Origin of the sequence: Asticcacaulis sp. AC402 (genome assembly GCF_000495835.1) — a bacterium.
In the GTDB taxonomy this organism is placed as follows: domain Bacteria; phylum Pseudomonadota; class Alphaproteobacteria; order Caulobacterales; family Caulobacteraceae; genus Asticcacaulis.
Genome location: NZ_AWGC01000006.1, coordinates 75,696 through 92,962, shown reverse-complemented (window position 1 = coordinate 92,962; position 17,267 = coordinate 75,696). Strand labels below are relative to the sequence as shown.

At 60.3% G+C, this 17,267-nt stretch carries 23 protein-coding genes and 1 tRNA gene; 13 read left to right on the top strand and 11 right to left on the bottom strand.

Translation table 11 applies throughout. The annotated features are described in order from the left end of the window. Positions 1-7: 7 nt before the first annotated feature. Positions 8-670 (bottom strand): YiiX/YebB-like N1pC/P60 family cysteine hydrolase, encoded by a 663-nt coding sequence (locus tag ABAC402_RS23975; RefSeq protein ID WP_031235149.1) that lies wholly within the window; start codon positions 668-670, stop codon positions 8-10. Positions 671-724: 54 nt separating this feature from the next. Between ABAC402_RS23975 and ABAC402_RS23970 the strand changes: the two genes are divergently transcribed. Continuing rightward, positions 725-1,162, top strand: a complete 438-nt coding sequence (locus ABAC402_RS23970) for a GNAT family N-acetyltransferase (RefSeq protein WP_023448196.1) — start codon at positions 725-727, stop codon at positions 1,160-1,162. Here the strand turns inward: ABAC402_RS23970 and ABAC402_RS23965 are convergent. Further along, positions 1,159-1,398: a hypothetical protein gene (locus tag ABAC402_RS23965; RefSeq protein WP_023448195.1), complete on the bottom strand. Its 240-nt coding sequence runs from the start codon at positions 1,396-1,398 to the stop codon at positions 1,159-1,161. The two genes, ABAC402_RS23970 and ABAC402_RS23965, sit on opposite strands and share 4 nt — an antisense overlap. A gap of 238 nt (positions 1,399-1,636) precedes the next feature. Here ABAC402_RS23965 and ABAC402_RS23960 point away from each other — a divergent pair, with 238 nt between their 5' ends. After that, on the top strand, positions 1,637-2,209 hold the full coding sequence (locus ABAC402_RS23960) for a lipocalin family protein (RefSeq protein WP_023448194.1): 573 nt from the start codon (positions 1,637-1,639) through the stop codon (positions 2,207-2,209). A gap of 949 nt (positions 2,210-3,158) precedes the next feature. On the opposite strand, the gene ABAC402_RS23955 is transcribed toward ABAC402_RS23960, so the two are convergent. The 4 genes from ABAC402_RS23955 to ABAC402_RS23940 all read right to left on the bottom strand — a co-directional run bounded on the left by ABAC402_RS23955 (position 3,159) and on the right by ABAC402_RS23940 (position 5,566). After that, positions 3,159-3,243, bottom strand: a tRNA-Leu gene (locus ABAC402_RS23955). 142 nt (positions 3,244-3,385) lie between these two features. Further along, complete coding sequence (locus tag ABAC402_RS23950) at positions 3,386-4,183, bottom strand: hypothetical protein (RefSeq protein ID WP_023448193.1); 798 nt, start codon at positions 4,181-4,183, stop codon at positions 3,386-3,388. A 7-nt stretch (positions 4,184-4,190) separates the two neighbouring features. Next, positions 4,191-4,925 carry a hypothetical protein gene (locus ABAC402_RS23945; RefSeq protein ID WP_023448192.1) on the bottom strand — a complete coding sequence of 245 codons (735 nt, stop codon included), beginning with the start codon at positions 4,923-4,925 and terminating at the stop codon, positions 4,191-4,193. Positions 4,926-5,110: 185 nt separating this feature from the next. Next, entirely contained in the window at positions 5,111-5,566 is a 456-nt protein-coding gene (locus ABAC402_RS23940) for a MarR family winged helix-turn-helix transcriptional regulator (protein ID WP_023448191.1), read from the bottom strand. Positions 5,567-5,793: 227 nt separating this feature from the next. Here ABAC402_RS23940 and ABAC402_RS23935 point away from each other — a divergent pair, with 227 nt between their 5' ends. The 4 genes from ABAC402_RS23935 (at position 5,794) to ABAC402_RS23920 (ending at position 9,034) form a co-directional block, all read left to right on the top strand. Then, entirely contained in the window at positions 5,794-6,450 is a 657-nt protein-coding gene (locus ABAC402_RS23935; protein WP_023448190.1) for a YqaA family protein, read from the top strand. An 8-nt stretch (positions 6,451-6,458) separates the two neighbouring features. Further along, on the top strand, positions 6,459-7,028 hold the full coding sequence (locus tag ABAC402_RS23930) for a disulfide bond formation protein B (RefSeq protein ID WP_023448189.1): 570 nt from the start codon (positions 6,459-6,461) through the stop codon (positions 7,026-7,028). Between the two features lie 48 nt (positions 7,029-7,076). Next, the gene (locus tag ABAC402_RS23925; RefSeq protein WP_023448188.1) at positions 7,077-7,673 is read left to right on the top strand and encodes a demethoxyubiquinone hydroxylase family protein; all 597 of its coding nucleotides are present in this window, start codon (positions 7,077-7,079) and stop codon (positions 7,671-7,673) included. A gap of 62 nt (positions 7,674-7,735) precedes the next feature. Further along, the gene (locus ABAC402_RS23920; RefSeq protein WP_023448187.1) at positions 7,736-9,034 is read left to right on the top strand and encodes an Nramp family divalent metal transporter; all 1,299 of its coding nucleotides are present in this window, start codon (positions 7,736-7,738) and stop codon (positions 9,032-9,034) included. Positions 9,035-9,127: 93 nt separating this feature from the next. Here ABAC402_RS23920 and ABAC402_RS23915 read toward each other — a convergent pair whose 3' ends face one another. The 4 genes from ABAC402_RS23915 to ABAC402_RS23900 all read right to left on the bottom strand — a co-directional run bounded on the left by ABAC402_RS23915 (position 9,128) and on the right by ABAC402_RS23900 (position 11,078). After that, the gene (locus ABAC402_RS23915; RefSeq protein WP_023448186.1) at positions 9,128-9,592 is read right to left on the bottom strand and encodes a DUF6644 family protein; all 465 of its coding nucleotides are present in this window, start codon (positions 9,590-9,592) and stop codon (positions 9,128-9,130) included. Then, the gene (locus ABAC402_RS23910) at positions 9,589-9,978 is read right to left on the bottom strand and encodes a DUF6152 family protein (RefSeq protein ID WP_023448185.1); all 390 of its coding nucleotides are present in this window, start codon (positions 9,976-9,978) and stop codon (positions 9,589-9,591) included. Before ABAC402_RS23910 ends, ABAC402_RS23915 begins: the two co-directional genes overlap by 4 nt. A gap of 172 nt (positions 9,979-10,150) precedes the next feature. Then, positions 10,151-10,381, bottom strand: a complete 231-nt coding sequence (locus ABAC402_RS23905) for a hypothetical protein (protein WP_235079903.1) — start codon at positions 10,379-10,381, stop codon at positions 10,151-10,153. Positions 10,382-10,517: 136 nt separating this feature from the next. After that, positions 10,518-11,078 carry an HNH endonuclease gene (locus ABAC402_RS23900; protein WP_023448183.1) on the bottom strand — a complete coding sequence of 187 codons (561 nt, stop codon included), beginning with the start codon at positions 11,076-11,078 and terminating at the stop codon, positions 10,518-10,520. Between the two features lie 191 nt (positions 11,079-11,269). On the opposite strand from ABAC402_RS23900, the gene gluQRS reads away from it, so the two are divergent. The 3 genes from gluQRS to ABAC402_RS23885 all read left to right on the top strand — a co-directional run bounded on the left by gluQRS (position 11,270) and on the right by ABAC402_RS23885 (position 12,828). Continuing rightward, entirely contained in the window at positions 11,270-12,076 is an 807-nt protein-coding gene (gluQRS, locus tag ABAC402_RS23895) for a tRNA glutamyl-Q(34) synthetase GluQRS (RefSeq protein WP_023448182.1), read from the top strand. 85 nt (positions 12,077-12,161) lie between these two features. Next, a complete protein-coding gene (locus tag ABAC402_RS23890) occupies positions 12,162-12,527 on the top strand; it encodes a type II toxin-antitoxin system RelE/ParE family toxin (RefSeq protein WP_023448181.1) in 366 nt (121 codons plus the stop codon). Positions 12,528-12,534: 7 nt separating this feature from the next. Further along, positions 12,535-12,828, top strand: coding sequence for an XRE family transcriptional regulator (locus ABAC402_RS23885; RefSeq protein ID WP_023448180.1), 294 nt, complete (start codon positions 12,535-12,537; stop codon positions 12,826-12,828). A gap of 58 nt (positions 12,829-12,886) precedes the next feature. Here the strand turns inward: ABAC402_RS23885 and ABAC402_RS23880 are convergent, their stop codons facing one another. Continuing rightward, a complete protein-coding gene (locus ABAC402_RS23880) occupies positions 12,887-13,090 on the bottom strand; it encodes a cold-shock protein (protein WP_023448179.1) in 204 nt (67 codons plus the stop codon). A gap of 329 nt (positions 13,091-13,419) precedes the next feature. On the opposite strand from ABAC402_RS23880, the gene ABAC402_RS23875 reads away from it, so the two are divergent. The 4 genes from ABAC402_RS23875 (at position 13,420) to ABAC402_RS23860 (ending at position 17,246) form a co-directional block, all read left to right on the top strand. Next, positions 13,420-14,541 carry an alpha/beta hydrolase gene (locus ABAC402_RS23875; protein WP_023448178.1) on the top strand — a complete coding sequence of 374 codons (1,122 nt, stop codon included), beginning with the start codon at positions 13,420-13,422 and terminating at the stop codon, positions 14,539-14,541. After that, positions 14,538-15,782 carry a cytochrome P450 gene (locus tag ABAC402_RS23870; RefSeq protein ID WP_023448177.1) on the top strand — a complete coding sequence of 415 codons (1,245 nt, stop codon included), beginning with the start codon at positions 14,538-14,540 and terminating at the stop codon, positions 15,780-15,782. The genes ABAC402_RS23875 and ABAC402_RS23870 overlap by 4 nt, the downstream gene beginning before the upstream one ends. A 1-nt stretch (position 15,783) precedes the next feature. After that, a complete protein-coding gene (locus ABAC402_RS23865; protein ID WP_023448176.1) occupies positions 15,784-16,314 on the top strand; it encodes a DUF1285 domain-containing protein in 531 nt (176 codons plus the stop codon). Between the two features lie 428 nt (positions 16,315-16,742). After that, the gene (locus ABAC402_RS23860; protein ID WP_023448175.1) at positions 16,743-17,246 is read left to right on the top strand and encodes an RcnB family protein; all 504 of its coding nucleotides are present in this window, start codon (positions 16,743-16,745) and stop codon (positions 17,244-17,246) included. Positions 17,247-17,267 lie beyond the last annotated feature (21 nt).

Sequence of the window (17,267 nt, the reverse complement as noted above, 5' to 3'; positions counted from 1 at the left end):
ACGCCCCCTAAAGCGGATAATTGCTGAAGATCTGGCGGAACTGCCGGTCGTTGGCGATCGACACCGGCGTCACCAGATCCTGGTCCAGAATGCGGGCGTAGCAGGCGTCGAAATCCAGCCCCTTGCAGTCGTCATGACGGCGCCAGCGCTTTTCGATCAAACTTTTGGCCAGGCCGTTGTCGGCATGAAGGTCGCGCACCTTCTGGACCTGGCCGATGGTGATGCCGGCCTTGCCGAAGGCGAGGTAAGGCAATTCGCTGCAATAGATGGCGCGGTTGTTGAACGAGAAGAAGATATCATAGGGCCGCCCGTCGAGGCGATGCGCGGCTTTCAGAAGGGTCCGGGTCTGGGCCGGCGTCAGGTCGCGCCGGTAGACGGCATAGCGCCCGCCCTTGCCACGCCGCGTCCAGGCGCCCAGCGGGGTCCGGGTCACCGTGCCACCGGCCTCTACAACGTACCATTGGCCGTCATCGCGTTCGAGAATGCCCATATGGGTGAAGGCGCTACCGGTGGCAGCCAGGATAGCCGCTGACTGATGGCTGCCTGACGTCTGAAAGATCAGGTCGCCGTCTTTCAGCGCTGGTGGTTTGCCAACCATGCGCAGGCCAGCATAGGTGGCCAGCAAGGCGATTATCGCCACTATCCCAATGATCCATGGTTTGCGCTTCATCTTGCCCCCCGGCACGGAGTTGATCTACACAACCACAGTTTTTACGGATTGACCATGCCCCTCGCCGTTCGCCGCATCCCCCACGCCACGCCCGACTATGAGGCAACCGTCAGTCTGCGCCGCGCCATCCTGCGCACGCCGCTGGGGCTTGACTTCACGGCGGAGCAACTGAGCGCGGAAGCCGGCGATATCCACCTGGCGGCCTTCGCCGGCGACAGCCTGATCGGTACGGTTGTGCTGACTCCGTACAATTCCGGCATCTTCAAGCTGCGCCAGATGGCGGTGGCGGAGTCGCATCGTGGCCTGGGCATCGGGGAGACATTGTTGAGGGCGGCCGAAGACACTGCCCGGGCCGAAGGCGCCACGCAGATAGTCCTGGCGTCCCGTGTCACCGCGCGCGCCTTCTATGCCAAATACGGCTACGAGGCCCAAGGCGACGTGTTCACCGAAGTCACCATCCCGCACATCACCATGAGCAAGCTCATTCCTTAATCGGGCCTGCCGTCGCGGGCAGGACGCGGGCCGGACAGGCCGTCGATCTTCAGATAGAATTCGGACCGGTTGTAGCCTGCCGGGCGGCGGCGTATGTCGCTGCGGTCTTCGACCAGGGGCGCCGGAACCGCTTCGCCCTCGGTGCCAGAGTGGGCCTTGACGTCTTCCTTGCGGGCGTTGCCCGAAAGCCCCTTGGCCAGGGAGTCAATCGCTGCGGTGGTATTACGTTGCCTCATAGCCTACCTCTTGCTTAACAAAGCCAGCAGAGTGACGACCACACGGCGACGGCCAGATACATATGGGGACGATCACGACAATAGATAGATGGTGCGTCGCCTTAACATGTTTGCGGCGAGTGACCCGATAGATTTGATGGCTGAGACTATATAGGGAATCCCAACAAGAAACACGCCGCTGCGCCATGGAATCCTTACGGCCGGACGGGCAGGTTACGACCTAAAATGGAGAACTGACATGGCTTCCCACGACAACAAGCAGCGCTATCGCCTGGCCTGGACCGCGGCGCTCGTAGCCGTTGCTGCCGTCGGCCTGGGCGTCGCCGCCCACGCTGGCATGCCGATCGGCAACCGCAATGTACCCCAGCCGGCCAAGGTGGTCGAACTCAACCGCTATCTCGGCACCTGGTACGAATTCGGCCGCTATGAGAACCTTTTCGAAAAGAACTGTGACGCTGTAACGGCGCAGTACAGCCTTCTCGACGACGGCAAAATCAGGGTTGTCAACAGTTGCCGCCGCGACGGCGGCAAGGGCGAGACGAAAGTGTCCGAAGGCAAGGCCATCGTCCAGCCAGACAGCGGCAATGCCAAGCTGAAGCTGTCCTTCTTCGGACCGTTTTATTTCGGCGACTACTGGGTGCTCGACCACGCCGACGACTACAACTGGGCGATCGCCGGCGAGCCTTCCGGCAAGTACCTTTGGATTCTGACTCGCGAAGCGGTGCCATCGGCGGAACTGGCGGCACAGTTGCAAAGCCGGGCGATTGAGCTGGGCTATGATGCCTCGCTCATCCGGCTGACGCGTCACTGATCCGCGTTCACTATAGCGCAATCCGATAAAGCGGCCGCCCCTTTTCGGAACAATTGCGAGACAAAACAAAAACTTAGAGCGAGATGGGAATTCTACCTAAAGCCATCCCGCTCTAATACCAGCCCGCGATGACCTTGACTCATCTCGGGCTGGCAAGCGCGACTGCGCGCCCGAGCTTATGCGAGGAGCCATGCGGCGCCTGAGCTGAAGAAAACGAATACCAAGCGTCATTCTTTATTATGCTTGGTATAAGTCGTCGGACAAGCTTCAAAAAAACGCGGATCACAATACGCCAAACTATGATCTATAAATCCACAGTTTATCGATCACTAATTACGGTGACAGCTTGCTAAATGCGATATTTCTCAGTTGTCTGTAGTGCCTTTTTCTACCAGAGATTTTTCGGCAATAGCTTATGGAATAAGGATTTTATTCGTCGGAGAAGCTTCACGAAACGTCAGGAATGGTTTTCGCGCCGTACAGCGATTTCAAGAGGCCCACGGATGCTGCGCCCCCTGTCCGCGCAGGCTTGGCGACCAACCAGAGCCGCACCCGCCGCTTGCGCCGCAGCCCTCATTGTCTCACTCACCTGAACGACGAAAACGGTCAGCGGAGTCGGTCAGGCCGCCAGGGCTGTCAGAAATCAAAGAACTTTCGCGCCTTCGCGTCTTCGCGTGAGACTTTCCTGCCTCGGCGGTTGCGGGGGCAACGACATGAGTATCGCACGCGAAGACGCGAAGGCGCGAAGAAGGACGAGGTTGCCGTTACAGCTTATAGAGTAAAGAGTTAACTCGCCGGAGAGACATTACAAACGTCTCGAACCAAACACCAAGACTTCAACCGTCAGCGCTGTCGCGTAACGGGATCAGGGTCCGCGACCGTGGTGCCCCCAATCGGACGAAGTCCGACCCGGCAAAAAACCGGGGGTATGGTTCTACTCTCAGAGAAATGGTGCCCCCGGTCGGACTCGAACCGACACACCTCGCGGTACCGGATTTTGAATCCGGCGCGTCTACCAATTCCACCACAGGGGCCTGGGGCGAGAGGCCGGACAGATAAAGACTTTTGCCAGGGTTCGCAAGTCCGTTTTGGCGGTTTTTGCGTGGACTTTGAGGCCATGTGCGTGGCAGGGCGCTGAAAGAAAATTGCGCCACCACAACACCTGGGGAGGTAAGGTCACGCCAGCATATTGCGCTTGTGGGCCGGTAGCGAACCGCCACGTTTGGGCGACGGTGCCGGTGGCGGAGTCGGATCTGGCTCAGGCGACGGAGCCGTTTCCTCTGACTTGACCGGCGCCGTCTCAGCCGGCTGGGGCGCAACCGGGGCCGGACCGGCCTTGTTGGCGTCGGCTACCACAGCGGCCGCCGTTGCCGGTTTCTTGCGCTCCCATTTGAACATCGCTACACGCTCGACGGCAGGCACCACCGGCACGGTCGAAAGTTCAACCTGCGCTTGGCGCAACAAGGTGTCGACCGTGTCTTTCTGCCAGAACAGGCTCAATTCCTGCACCGCCTCCCAGACCTCGAAGGCATGGTTGTAACTGCCGCGCGGCACTTTCACGTCGGCGGGCTTGGCCGGCTCCGGCTTTTTCGGATCCAGGGCCTGGCGCAGCACAGCCACCGATTTGCCCAGTTTGTTATGCAAGACCAGAAGCAGCCCCAGGCGCGCCTCCAGGATATCAGCGACCTCACGGCCCCGTTCCAGGATGACCGCACCGGAGGATTTCATCGCTGCGTCGAGGGCGTAGCGGACATGCAGGAAGATGGCGTCACGTGACGTCTTGCGCTGAGCCTCGAGGCGACGGCGCGCAACCGAACGACCGATAAAGAAACCAGTCAGGCAAACCACCACGACCAGGACGCACACCACGGCCAGGACGATAAAGATGTAGGGATCGAGCGCGGCGTCGACCAGATAAGGATCGCCATAAACGCCCTCGGGCGGGCCGCCGAAATTGTCGTCGAAATCGTTCATGTCACCCTCATGACGCTTCGTCGCGTTTGCCAAACACCGGCCGCATGCGCTCGTTCTCCCGCGGCGGCGTCCAGGCCGGCGACGTATCGAGTTGCACGCGCACGGCGCGGATCTGCGCCACCACGGCGGCACGGAATTTCCAATAGTCGAACAGGCGTTGGACGGCCTCCCACACGATTTCACGGCGTTCGCGCGGCGAAATTTCGATATCGGAGTCCGGGACCGGCGCTGGATTCGCCCCTATCGGCCCGGAACCTGACGCGCCATGACCGATTTCACCATTATTGACGGCGATATTGATGATGGTATTGCCCTGGACATGGCTGCCATTGGGGAACAGGCCATTGGCGGGTGCCGTGTCCTTTTTGACCAGACCTTCCAGCGAAGTGTTCATGCCGCCGACCGCCTTGGTGACACCGGCCGCCGCCGCAAGCGTGGCACCAAAGTGCTTGTCGACCTCCTCGACCGCCAGGCGCAGCTTGCCCTCCTGCTGGTCGCGCGGTGCCCGCGCGGCATTGGACAGTGCCTTGGAGACGAGTTCTACTTTTTTGACGATGGCATCGTCCGAAGCGCGCTCGGCCATCTGCTGGCCCAGGCGCTGGAAAAAAATGAAAAGCCCGCCCAGGACAAGCAGAAACAATGCCAGGCCGACAACGCCCAGCAACAGCTCCCACGGAAAGACGGGGTCGCTGGGGAAGTCGGACGCGAGACCGTGCCCGTCATTGGTATAATCGACCTGCAAGCCCCCTCCTCTCTCACGCACCTGGCGACGCGGATCCGCGCCCCTGAAAAGCTAGCCAAAAAGAACAACTGGCAAATAAGAACATCCAGCCACCATGGGCAGCTAACCACAAAGGTTAACAGATTGCCAGATAGCGCGCCATCCCGCATCACCCATTTTGCGACAGGAATCCGCAGGTTCGCGTTTCAGCCGTTGTTTTGTGCCTTGAGCGCGGCTTCTTCGACACGGCGCAGCAGCTTCTTGAAGGTCGCAACCTCGTCGGCGGTGAAGTCGGACAGCATGACTTTTTCGTATTCCGCCGCCGCGGGAACAACATCAGCGAACAGGCGCTCGCCTTCAGCGGTCAGAATCAGGTGATGCGACCGGCCATCGTGTTCATGGGGCGCGCGGGTGATCAGCCGCCGCTTGGCCAGGGCCTGGGCGGCGCGCGAAATCGTCACCTTATCCATGCCGCCGCGTTTGACCAGCGTCTGTTGGGTGGAGGGACCGTCTTCGCGAAGGATCATGATCAGCCGCCATTCGGGGATTTTCAGTCCGTAAAGGCTGTCGTAAGCCGTCGAAATCAGGGTGCTGACGGCGCTGGAGGCCACCGCCAGGCGGTAAGGCGTGTATTCGTCCAGGGTCAACGAGTCATGCGGCATGGAAACACGGTCCTTCTTTCGGTAGGCTAGCTGATGCCCTACCCGGTCGCCAATGACAAATCAGTAATAGTTAAGGCTTTGTCTAATTTCGCTAAAGGTTAGCCGAAGCGCCCAACATCCGGCCAAAAGATTTCGCCAAAAACTGTCTCGCGCGCCGTTCTGTCGCGCGACAAGGGCTAAATCTGCTGCTATGGGAAGTGCACCCGCCACCGGAACCCGTATTGCCCGTGTCAAAGCCGCCTTCTTCTGAGACGCCCGAATTTGTCCAGCGCCTGCCTGCGCCCCTGCGCGCAATCGCCCTGTGGCCGCGCCAGCTCTATGTCTGGATGATGAAGATCGCCGCCGGCCCCAATGCTGAAAAAGGCCTGGCCGCCATATCGTTCGCCGAAAGCTCTTTCTTTCCGATTCCACCCGACCTGATGATGGCGCCGATGATCCTGGCCCGTCCGGACCGGGCCTATCGCTACGCTCTGGTCTGCACAATTGCTTCGGTCTTTGGTGCCCTGTTCGGTTATGCCATAGGTTATTTTTTCACGCCCGTTGGCCTGATGATCCTTAATTTTCTCGGTTACGGCGAACGCCTGGCCGATTTTCACGACTTCATGGAAAAATGGGGCGTATGGGTCATCCTGGGCAAGGGGCTGACCCCCATTCCCTTCAAGCTCGTGACCATTGCGTCGGGTATCGCCCACATGGCCCTGCTGCCGTTTTTCGTCTCCTGCGCCGTCACCCGCGGCGCCCGCTTCTTTGCCGTTGCCTGGGCGTGCAAGCGCTTCGGCCCACAAATCACCGAACAGCTCGAAAAGCGCTTCTATCTTGTGGGCACTGTTTTGGTCGTGTTGATCGTGCTAGGAATCGTCGCCATCAAACTGATCCCGCACTGAGGTCCTCCGTGTCACTCACGCCCAAACCGTCTACCCCAAAAGCGTCTGGCGATGTCGGCGCCAAGCTGCGGCTGGCTTTCTCACGCTGGTGGAGCATCACCGCTTTCATCGTCTCGGTCGCCATGCTGGCCACAGCCTGGGGCTTTCAGCTGATCGGCGGCCTGCATCCCTGTCACCTGTGCCTGAAGCAGCGCGACATCTACTGGATCGCTGCCGGCGTGTCCCTCGTCGCCTCGGTGTGGGCGTTGTTTACCGGCGCTAAGGGGCCACCGCGGGTGTTTTCCTTTGTCCTGTTCGCCATCTTCACCACCGGTTTTGCGATTTCGCTATTCCACGCCGGAGTCGAGCAGCATTGGTGGCGCGGACCGGAGACCTGCAGCATCTCGGGCGGTGAAATCAGCTTCGATGGCATGGCGGCCCTGCTGAGTGGCGCCCCGACCCGGGCCCCCATGTGCGATGTCATTGCCTGGGAACTCTACGGCATCTCCATGGCCGGTTATAACGCCATTGCCAGCGCTATCCTGGCCATACTGAGCCTGATCGCTTCGCTGCGGTTCCGTCGCAAGAAGAAGCACTGAGGCAAGACGCCACGTCGCGCCGTCACCGATCCGTGATACAGTAGCCGCATGACCCAGCCGACCTCAAACCTGACCACCCGGCCCGTCCCGCCCCGGCCCATCCCGCCCCGGCCCGGCCAGGGCGAATCGCGCGCCCGCCTGGAAGAGATCCTGCGCGTCGACCACGCCGGAGAATTGGCCGCCGTACACATCTACCGTGGCCAGAGCGCTGTCTTCCGCCAGACGCCGCATAGGGATCTGGCTGAACAGTTCACGCGTATGGAGGGCGAGGAACAGGTCCACCTCGAAGCCTTCGAAGCGCTTTTGCGCGACAAACAGGTCCGGCCGACGGCCATGACCCCGGTCTGGCGCCTGGCCGCCTTGGGCCTCGGGGTCGGCACCGCCCTGCTCGGCGAAAAGGCCGCCCATGCCTGCACCGAAGCCGTCGAAAGCGTCATCGGCGAACACTATGCCGATCAGGTGCGCGAACTTTCGCAGTCCGATCCCGAACTGGCGGCGCAGTTGTCAAAGTTCCGCGATGATGAGCTGGGCCACCACGACCACGCCGTTGCACAGGGTGCACGCGAAGCGCCAGGCTATCCCCTGCTGTCAGCCGTGATAAAAGCCGGATGCCGGGTCGCCATAAAAATCAGCGAGAAAATCTGATTGCCATCGCTTCCTGATGCGGCTCTTGTCATGCGAGTCCGGCAAGAAATCCAGGAAGACGCATGGAGACGCCCCAAGCCCCCGCCGACAGCCCACCTGAGCCAGGTAAACCTGGGCCAGGAAAACTGTCGCGTCTTTGGAAATCCATCGGCCCGGGCCTTGTCACGGGCGCCAGCGATGACGATCCGTCCGGCATAGCGACCTACACCCAGGCCGGCGCGCAATATGGTCTGGCCACCCTGTGGACCACGCTGATCACCTTTCCACTGATGGCCGCGATCCAGGAAATGTGCGCCCGTATTGGCCTGGTGACCTCACAGGGCCTGTGCGGCATCCTGCGCAAGACCTATCCAAAGCCCGTCCTGTGGCTGATGCTTCTGTTCAGTGTTCCGGCCATCGTGCTGAACATCGGCGCCGATATTGCCGGCATGGGCGCCGTGGCCAATCTGGTGATCCCGCAGGTCCCGGCCCAGGTCTTCAGCGTCGCCTTCACCGCACTCCTGTTGGGAGCCATCATAGCCCTGCCCTACCAAAGGCTGGCCTCGGTGCTGAAATGGCTGTGCGCCGTGCTGCTGGTCTATCTGGTCGTGCCCTTCATGACGCACACCGACTGGATGGCGGTCCTGCACCACGCGCTTGTGCCGACATTCCATTTCGACAAGGCCTTCATCGGTGTACTGGTCGCCATCCTGGGGACGACCATATCGCCCTACCTCTTCTTCTGGCAGGCCACTATGGAAGCCGAAGCGCAGTTACACAAGAAACAGGTCGTGGTCGACAAGCGCCTGATCAAGGAGATGGGCTTCGATGTCGATCTCGGCATGCTGTTTTCCAGCATCGTCATGTTCTTTATTATTTTGACGGCCGGATCGACCCTGTATGCCGCCGGCATTCACCACATCGACACCGTTGCCGAAGCCGCCGAAGCCTTACGGCCGGTCGCCGGTGATGGTGCCTACTACCTGTTCGCCATCGGCGTCATCGGAACAGGGTTTCTGGCCATTCCCGTACTGTCAGGCTGCCTGTCCTATATTGTCGCCGAGACCTTCGGCTGGCAGGAGGGACTGGACAAGAAGTTCCACGAAGCGCCGGCCTTTTACGGCGTCATCATCGTGTCACTACTGGTCGGTCTGGGGATCAACTATCTCGGCATTTCGCCGATCCAGGCGTTGTTGTGGTCAGCGATACTGTACGGCGTGACAGCGCCGGTCCTGATCGGCATCCTTCTGCACATCGCCAACAACAAGACCGTGATGGGGGAATTCACCAACGGCCGCTGGTCAAACATACTGGGCGGCCTGGCGCTTTTGCTGATGACCCTGGCGGCTGGGTGCCTTGTCTATTTCACGATTTCGACCTGAATTATCCTCCCTCGTTTACGGGGGAGGTGTCGAGCGAGCGAGCCTTCTTGAGGCGAAGCGCGTCGAGACGGAGGGGGAGCCAGAAGCTCGAACCTACAAAAACCCGATCCACCGCCCTGCCACCAATACCGACAACCAAAGCACTACCGAAACAGCGGCGAACACCTTCACGCTGATCGAAACAGCCCCGCCCTGCACGGCCGGCTGGAAGCCCGGCATCCTATGCTGGGCCACCACATTTCCGACCGCGAGAACCAGCAATCCCGCCTTGATCAGAAACGCCGGATTACCCAAATACTCGTCCGGCTTGACCGAGAACAGCCACAGCCCTGTCACCGCCGCCAGGCCAACCCCGACTCCGGCGCAGCGGGAGAGGAACGGACCGATCACCGTCACCGGCACGGTTCTGAACAGCCCCAGCAATCGCAGATCCAGCGGCAGAATCGCCCCCAGGATCAGACCAATCCCCAGGATATGGGTAGCGTTGACAAAGAGATAGGCTACCCAATTGTGCTGCAGCCAGACCGCGCCGGGCCAGTTGGCGATGATCTCGATCAATGGGCGTGGATCCGATCGGGATACATGTCGTAGTTTTTGCCGGCCAGGGTTATGCGCACGGCCTTCATGTGCCGGGTCTTGTCGAGCGCCCGGTTACCGAGCACGGTGATGCTGTCCCCGACCTTGGCCGTATCACCCCGGAAGCCCGATTTTTCGGTCTGAACCGGGTTGCCCAGATCGACCTGCCACAACACGCCGTCCGCCGCCTTGACCTTCAGCACGGGATGCGGCGGCACCATGGAAATGCTCTGGATCGTGCCGGTCAGGGTGGTTTGTTTCTCTTCGGTCCACGCCCAGCCGTGATGGGCCAGGACGGGTGTGGCAGCAACCAGGGCGGCAACGGTCAGCAATTTCAAAACGCGGCGTTTGGCAACAACAGGTGTCATATTAACCTCCTTGAGTGGCTCCCCGGTGCCAGCAATTTCAGCCGGCCCGTCAGTGATTGTCAACTCACCTTGGTCGACATGGGCTTTCTCTGCATTTTGCTTTGCCACGATCGGAGGCCAGTTAACATCGGATCGTCCGGCCTTGTTGAAGCTTCGATGTTGCCGTGGCGGTCTAACGCCCCTCGAAATCCAGGCTGGTGCGCAGATGCTCCAGCAGGGTCTCGCGGATTTCGTCGTCGGCCAGGCCCAGATCGAAGGTGGCGTCGCCATTGTCCAGAATCTGTATCTTTACGCGTTCGCCCATAAAGACAAAGCTGTGATGCTTGCGTCCGAACAGCCAGTTGCGCTTGGCCTGGACACGCACCCCCAAGGTGGTTTGCAACGCCTTGGTCAGAGGCTCCATGGGCGTACGCGTCTTGCCGCGTGGCCGTGGGAAGTTCACGACGCCAAACGCGCGCCTGTCCATTTCAAACCGCACTGGAGACGACATATTCTATGCCAAGACCTGTAAAAAGAAACCCTCTACGCCTGTCGCCCCGCTAAGCCTGGAGCAGCGTATCCCAATACAGGTAATCTATCCAACTTTCGTGAAGATAGTTAGGGGGAAAACGCCGCCCCAGTTCCTGGAGCTGATACATTGTCGGACGGTGTGGGTTTTTTGTCGGCATCATTCGCGCCTGAAGCGGTGTTTTTCCCCCTTTGCGCAAGTTGCAGGGCGCACAGGCGGTCAGGATGTTGGTCCAGGTCGATTTTCCGCCCTGACTGACCGGCACGACGTGATCGAAGGTCAGGTCATTGGGCGAGCCACAATACTGGCAGCGGAAGCGGTCGCGCAGAAAGACATTGTAACGGGTAAAGGCCGGCGGCCGGTTCTGGTCGATATAGGTCTTGAGCGACACCACGCTGGGCAACAGCATCCTCATCGACGGTGACCGGATTTCAATGTCGTAGTTCGAGACCACATCGACGCGGTCTTCGAACACAGCCTTGACGACGTCCTGCCAGGGCTTGGTCGACAGAGGATAATAGGACAGAGGCCGGAAATCGGCATTGAGTACAAGGGCGCGCCAGTCGTGCGGCGGCGCCTTCAGGACCTGCATAGCCGCCTCCTTCGTTGATCGGGGCGCGGCAATCTTAAACACCACTGTTTGAAGATGGACCTCCTTCTGCCCGAAGTTGATACCTGTGGATAGTTTGCCTCCGATTCCGCGCAAAAGAAACGTCAATTTTTTGCGACAGGCCTATTTCCCGGTCTGTGGCGCCACGGCATCGCCTGCTATAGATCCCCGCCATGACCATCCGCACGCGTTTTGCTCCCTCACCGACCGGCTATCTCCATCTCGGCCATGCCTTTAGTGCCCTGACGGCGTACGGGTTTGCACGCGACATGGACGGTGAGTTCATTCTGCGCATCGAGGATATCGATCATACCCGGTGCCGGCCGGCGTTCGAACAGGCGATCTATGAGGACCTGAATTGGCTCGGGGTCACATGGGAGACGCCGAACTTGCGCCAAAGTGATCACCTCAGCGACTATCAGGCGGCATTGGACCAGCTGCGCGATCTGGGTGTGCTCTATGCCGACAGCCGGACACGCAAGGGCCAGGCCGAGGCCGCCCTCAGTGCACCTCAAGGTGAGGATACCGCCGGCGCTGCGCCCGCGGCGCCGGCCTGGCGGCTGTCGCTGGAAGCGGCGCGTCGGCATCTCGGCGCGCGCTATGACGATCTGGCGTTTACAGATCTGGTGTCAGGCGCCCAACCCGCCCGGCCCGAAGTCAATGGCGATGTCATCCTGGGCCGCAAGGATATCGGGGTCGCCTATCACCTGGCGGTCGTCATCGACGATGCCCGCCAGAACATCAGCCATGTCGTCCGCGGCAGCGACCTGTTTGACGCTACGCACACCCAGGTCCTGCTCCAGGCGCTGTTGGACCTGCCGACACCGCAGTATCTGCACCATGCCCTGCTGCTGGACGGTGAAGGGCGCCGCCTGGCCAAGCGCAAGGGCTCGAAATCTCTGCGGGATTATCGTGCGGAGGGTCTGACGGCGGCGGACATCAACGAGATAATCGCGCAGACACCCAGAAGCGTAGCTTGACAAATTGTACCATTTAACGTACATTTCAAGTCCCGCACAGAAGACCAAGATTTGTATATAGAGATAGATATAGGAAAGACCTTCTGTGCCGGAACCCGAACTTGCTTTTCAAGTTGCCTTCTTCGCCACGCCTAACGGCAATAAACCTGCCTGGGAGTTTCTAAAACTCCTGGACAAGGAGGACAGGTCAAGGGTCGGCTTCGATCTAAAAAGAGTCCAAATCGGCTTTCCTGTCGGCATGCCGCTTTGCCGCCCATTCGGCGATGGACTTTACGAGTTAAGATGCAGCTTACCCAGTAAACGAGAAGCGAGACTTTTATTCTTTGTCTTTGAAGACACCCTGATTATCGTTTCGGGATTTATCAAAAAGACTCAGAAAACGCCTGAGCAAGAGTTGCAGAAGGCCCGGGAGCGCAAGAAAGAATTCCTGTCGAACACCTCGAAAGAATGAGCCTGAAATGCCCGTAAACCCCGACCATCCAAACCTCGGCCCTTCCTTGGACGACTTTCTTAGGGAGGAAGGCATTCTCGAAGAGGCCACAGCCTATGCCGTTAAAAGCGTCATTGCGTGGCAGCTTCAGGAAGAAATGAAAAAAAACAAGCTGACTAAGGTCGAAATGGCCAAACGAATGAATACGACACGGTCACAGTTAGATCGCGTACTAAATCCCGAAGACGGCAATGTGACGCTGGAGACCCTTTATCGCGCCGCTAGAGCTGTTGGCCGCAAGGTACAGTTTCAGCTCATATGAAAAAGCGCAGGCGACCGCCGGCCGCCTGCGCCTTCAAAACGCTTACATCAGGCTTTGACTAAAGCAGCTTGATATCGACCGCGGCGGTCTTGCCGCGCTCGTTCTGCAGTTCGTACGACACCCGCTGACCGTCGGCCAGGCCTTGCAGGCCGGCGCGCTGAACGGCCGAGATGTGAACGAAGACGTCATTGCCGCCCGCGGACGGTTGAATGAAGCCAAAACCCTTGGTGCTGTTAAACCACTTGACGGTACCTTCGGCCATATGTGCTCTCCCTTGGTCCGAACTGTTATCGAGCCGTGACGTTGAACAACCTCACGTACAATCGTCTCGGTAGCAGGCGGTTGAGACCATAGGGCACAAGACCCTGTAATCCCGGTAGGCCAGACATTCTTCCTGGAAAAGCAGGCAGCCAGAGTAACGGATTGTAACCCAAGTAAGACAGCTGTTTACGTTGTGGTCAAACGAAAACACTCCCTTTTGGGTGAATTTCACGGTGTTTTCTGCCGGATTTTGGCTAAAATGTCCCACCTTTACCCGTTTGACGGCCAAAATTACGCTGAACACCTCAGAAAAGGTGCTAGAAACCGACCATGACATCCCCCTTCCTGCGTTTATGGCTGCTGCGCCAGATCCTGTCCTTGCCCAGAGCGGTGCTGCGCTTTTTCTCCGGCGGCGGCGTCGTCTATGTCGGTGGCCGTACCCTCGATGCCCAGATCCAGTTCCTGTGGCGAACCTGGTTCACCTCCGCCAAACAGGACGTCACCCTAAGCCTGAGCGGCAAAAGCCTGGAAATCGTCCGCGAGGAATGGCAGCAGACCGCCAGCCTGATGGGCTTGCCGCGCGGCATCAAGGTCCGAATCGAGCCGGCGGCGGGCGACGCGCCGGGCGGCATCGGCGGCATCGTCATCAAGCCGGCCGCCATTGCCCCCGATGCCCCGCTGCTGGTCTTCTTTCACCAGGGGGTGGGCGTGATCGGCGGTCCCGACCTGTCCAGGGCTTTCTGCGCCCTGTTCGCCCATGAGGCGCGCTGTCCGGTCTTCCTGCCCGACTACCGACTGGCGCCGACCTACCGCTTCCCGGCCGCCTATGACGACGCGCGTATTGCCTGGGACTGGGCGCAAGCCAATGCCGTCCGCCTGGGCGCGCGCAGCGGCGAGGTCGCCATCGGCGGCGTCACCCTGGGCGCCAATCTGGCAGCCCGCCTGTGCCTGGACCTGAAACGCGACTTCAAGCCGCTGCCGGTGGCGCAACTGCTGGTGACGCCTCTTCTCGACCTCGGCGATCCGCACCTGAAGACCGCCAGCGACGGCCTGTGGCCGCTCTGTGCGTCCGACCTCGACATCATGATCGCTCACTATGCCGGCGCCGGCGCCGGCGCCGACCTCAGCGATCCGCGCGTTTCCCCTGCCCACGAAAAGCTGATCATCGGCCAGCCGCGCACGCTGGTGGTCGCCGCGGGTCTGGACCCGCTGGCGCCCCAGGCCGAAGCCTTTGCCCGCCGGCTGATCGAGGCCCGCACCAAGGTTGTCTACCGCCGTTACGATAATCTGCCGCTTGGCTTCGACCTGCTGGCCAGCGTCGTCGACGAGGTGCGCACCGCCACCCGCGACATGGCGCGCAACTGGCTGGACTTGCTGCGGCTGACCCGGGCTGAGGACGCCCAGGTTCCGGCTCAGGCCTTAGATCATGGCCCTGGCGAGAACGTGGCATGAGCGGGCTGCCCGCATCTCAGCCGGACATGGACTTCGATCCCCTGTCGGCCGAATTCGCTGACAATCCCTATCCCGCCTATGCCCGTCTGCGTAGCTATGGTGCGCCATGGTACTTCGCGGGGTACGACATCTGGCTGCTGTCGCGTTACGAAGACGTCGCCGCCGCTGCGACACACCCCGCCTGCGTGCGCTCCCCCGAAGCGGTAATGAGCCGGGACGAGATCGCCGCCCAGCAGGTGCGCGACAACTGGCACGATATGCCGTTCCACAGCCGCTTCGTACAGTTTTCGCTGCTGAATGCCGACGGCGCGGTCCATCAGAGCCTGCGCCGGATCATCTTCAATGAATTCCGCACCCCTTCGCTGCAACGGCTGCACGCCACGGCCCAGGCGCATATCGACCGGCTGCTCGACGCCGTGATCGACAACGATCAGATGGAGTTTATCGAAGACTTCGCGGCGCGCGTCCCCGGGCCAGTGATTGGCAGCTTCCTTGGCGTGCCCGAAGACGACTGCGGCCCGTTGCGGCAGTGGTCGGAGGACATCGTACAGTATTTCGACATCGACCGCAGCGATGCGCGCAAGGCCCTGGCCGAAACGACCACGGCCGAATTCTACGACTATCTCCTACGGTTGTCGGATGAACGCCGCCGGCGGCCGAAAGACGATCTGATGTCGCGCCTGATCGCCCGCTACGACGCCAGTGAACTGAGCGAGGACGACTATATCTCGACCTGCATGCTGATCCTGATGGCGGGGCACGGCTCAACTATCGATATCCTTGGCAACGGGCTGGCAGCCTTGCTCGCCCACCGCTGCGAACTGGCGCGACTGCGCAACGCGCCCGAACTGATGACGACGGCGGTCCAGGAGATGTTCCGCTACGATGCCCCCCTGCCCTTTTTTCATCGCTTTGCTGCCCGCGACATCGCGTTGAACGGCTGGTCTATCCCCAAGGGCACCAGGCTCGGTTTGCTGTACGGCTGCGCCAACCGCGACGAGGCGGCATTTCCCCAGGCCGACCACTTCGACGCTGGACGCACGCCCAACCGCCATATCGCCTTTGCCAGCGGGGCCCACGTGTGTCTGGGCAATCATCTGGCGCGGATGGAACTCGATATTGTCTTTGCCACCCTCTTGCGGAGGCTGAAAGACATCGAACCGGCGGATTTCGCGGTGCGGCGGCGCGGCCTGTCGGTGCGTGGTTTCGAAACCCTGCCCGTCGCGTTCAAGGCCGCCTGAGATGAGCGATCTGCCGGGCTTTCTGCGCAACCTGCCCCACAATGCGCCCTTGCCAGTGGCGACCTGGAACCCGCCGTTCTGCGGCCATATCGATATGCGCATCGCCCGCGACGGCACGTGGTTCCACAACGGCACGCCGATTCGTCGCCCGGCCATGGTGCGGCTGTTTTCGCGCCTGTTACGCCGGGATGAGGACGGCTATGTTCTGGTTACACCGGTCGAAAAGCTGGGCATTACGGTCGAGGACGTGCCGTTTATCGCTGTCGAAATGGCTGTGGTGGACGGCACCCTGACCTTTCGCACCAACGTCGATGACGTTGTCACTGCTGGCAGGGATCATCCTCTGCGCTTCGAAACCGGCGACAACGGCTTTATCCCCTATGTCGAGGTCCGCATCGGCCTGTTTGCGCGCCTGGCCCGGGCCCTGGCACAGGACTTGGCGGCCATGGGGGAGATACGCGATGGCTGGTTCGGCGTCGTCTCGGACGGCGTCTTTTTCCCCGCGGTGCCAGAGGAGAAACTGGAGGTCTGAACGGGATGTCCGACCTCAGAGCGCAATCCGATAAAGTGGACGCCACCGCACGGCCGTCCCCGTTTTCGGAAAAATTGCGCGACAAAACAAAAACCTGGAGCGGGATTTTGATTCCATCAAAACTCATCCGGCTCCAGTAAGCAGGTCCACAGATTTCACAGATTTCACAGAAAGGATGCACGCTTTGCGCGCCATCTCAGGCCGGAAGAAATTTGCGACGGCGCAAAAAATCTGTGAAATCTGTGAAATTTGTGGATTGGCTTTTTTACGCCTGCCCCAAAGACGCCTTTATCAAGCTCTTGTTTTTGAACATTAAAAATCAACGCGCCGGCGACAATCCTGAGCCGCAATGTTCATGTCGGGTTCATGTCATCCTTGTTAGATTTGACGTACGGGGCGACTGAAACACAAGCTTGAGGAACATCGCCATGAAACGCTTGATTGCCGCTGCGCTGGCCACCGTTCTCGCCGGGACTTTTGCCCTGAGCGATGCCGCTATGGCCCGCGACAATGGCCACTATGACCGATATGATCGCGGGGATCGCTATGATCGTGGCGATCGCTACGACCGACATGATCGTGGTGACCGCTACGGTCGCTATGATCGCCGCGACCGCTACGATCGTTACGATCGCCGTGACCGTCACGATCGCTATTACAACCGTTACGAACGCCGCCGCGAATACCGCGACGACCGCCGCAACTACAATCGTGGCTACCACAATGGCTGGCGCGACCGCTCAGACTGGCGCCGCGGCGGCTATGTCGGCTACAACGACTGGCATCGCGGCCGCCGGGTCGATTACCGCAGCCACCGGCACCTGTACGCGCCCCCCTACGGCTATGAATGGCGCAGGGTGGACGACAATTACGTCCTGGCCGCTGTGGCGACCGGCCTGATCGCCGGCCTGATCATCGGGGGCGATTACTAGATCCTGAGCGGCATCTGACAG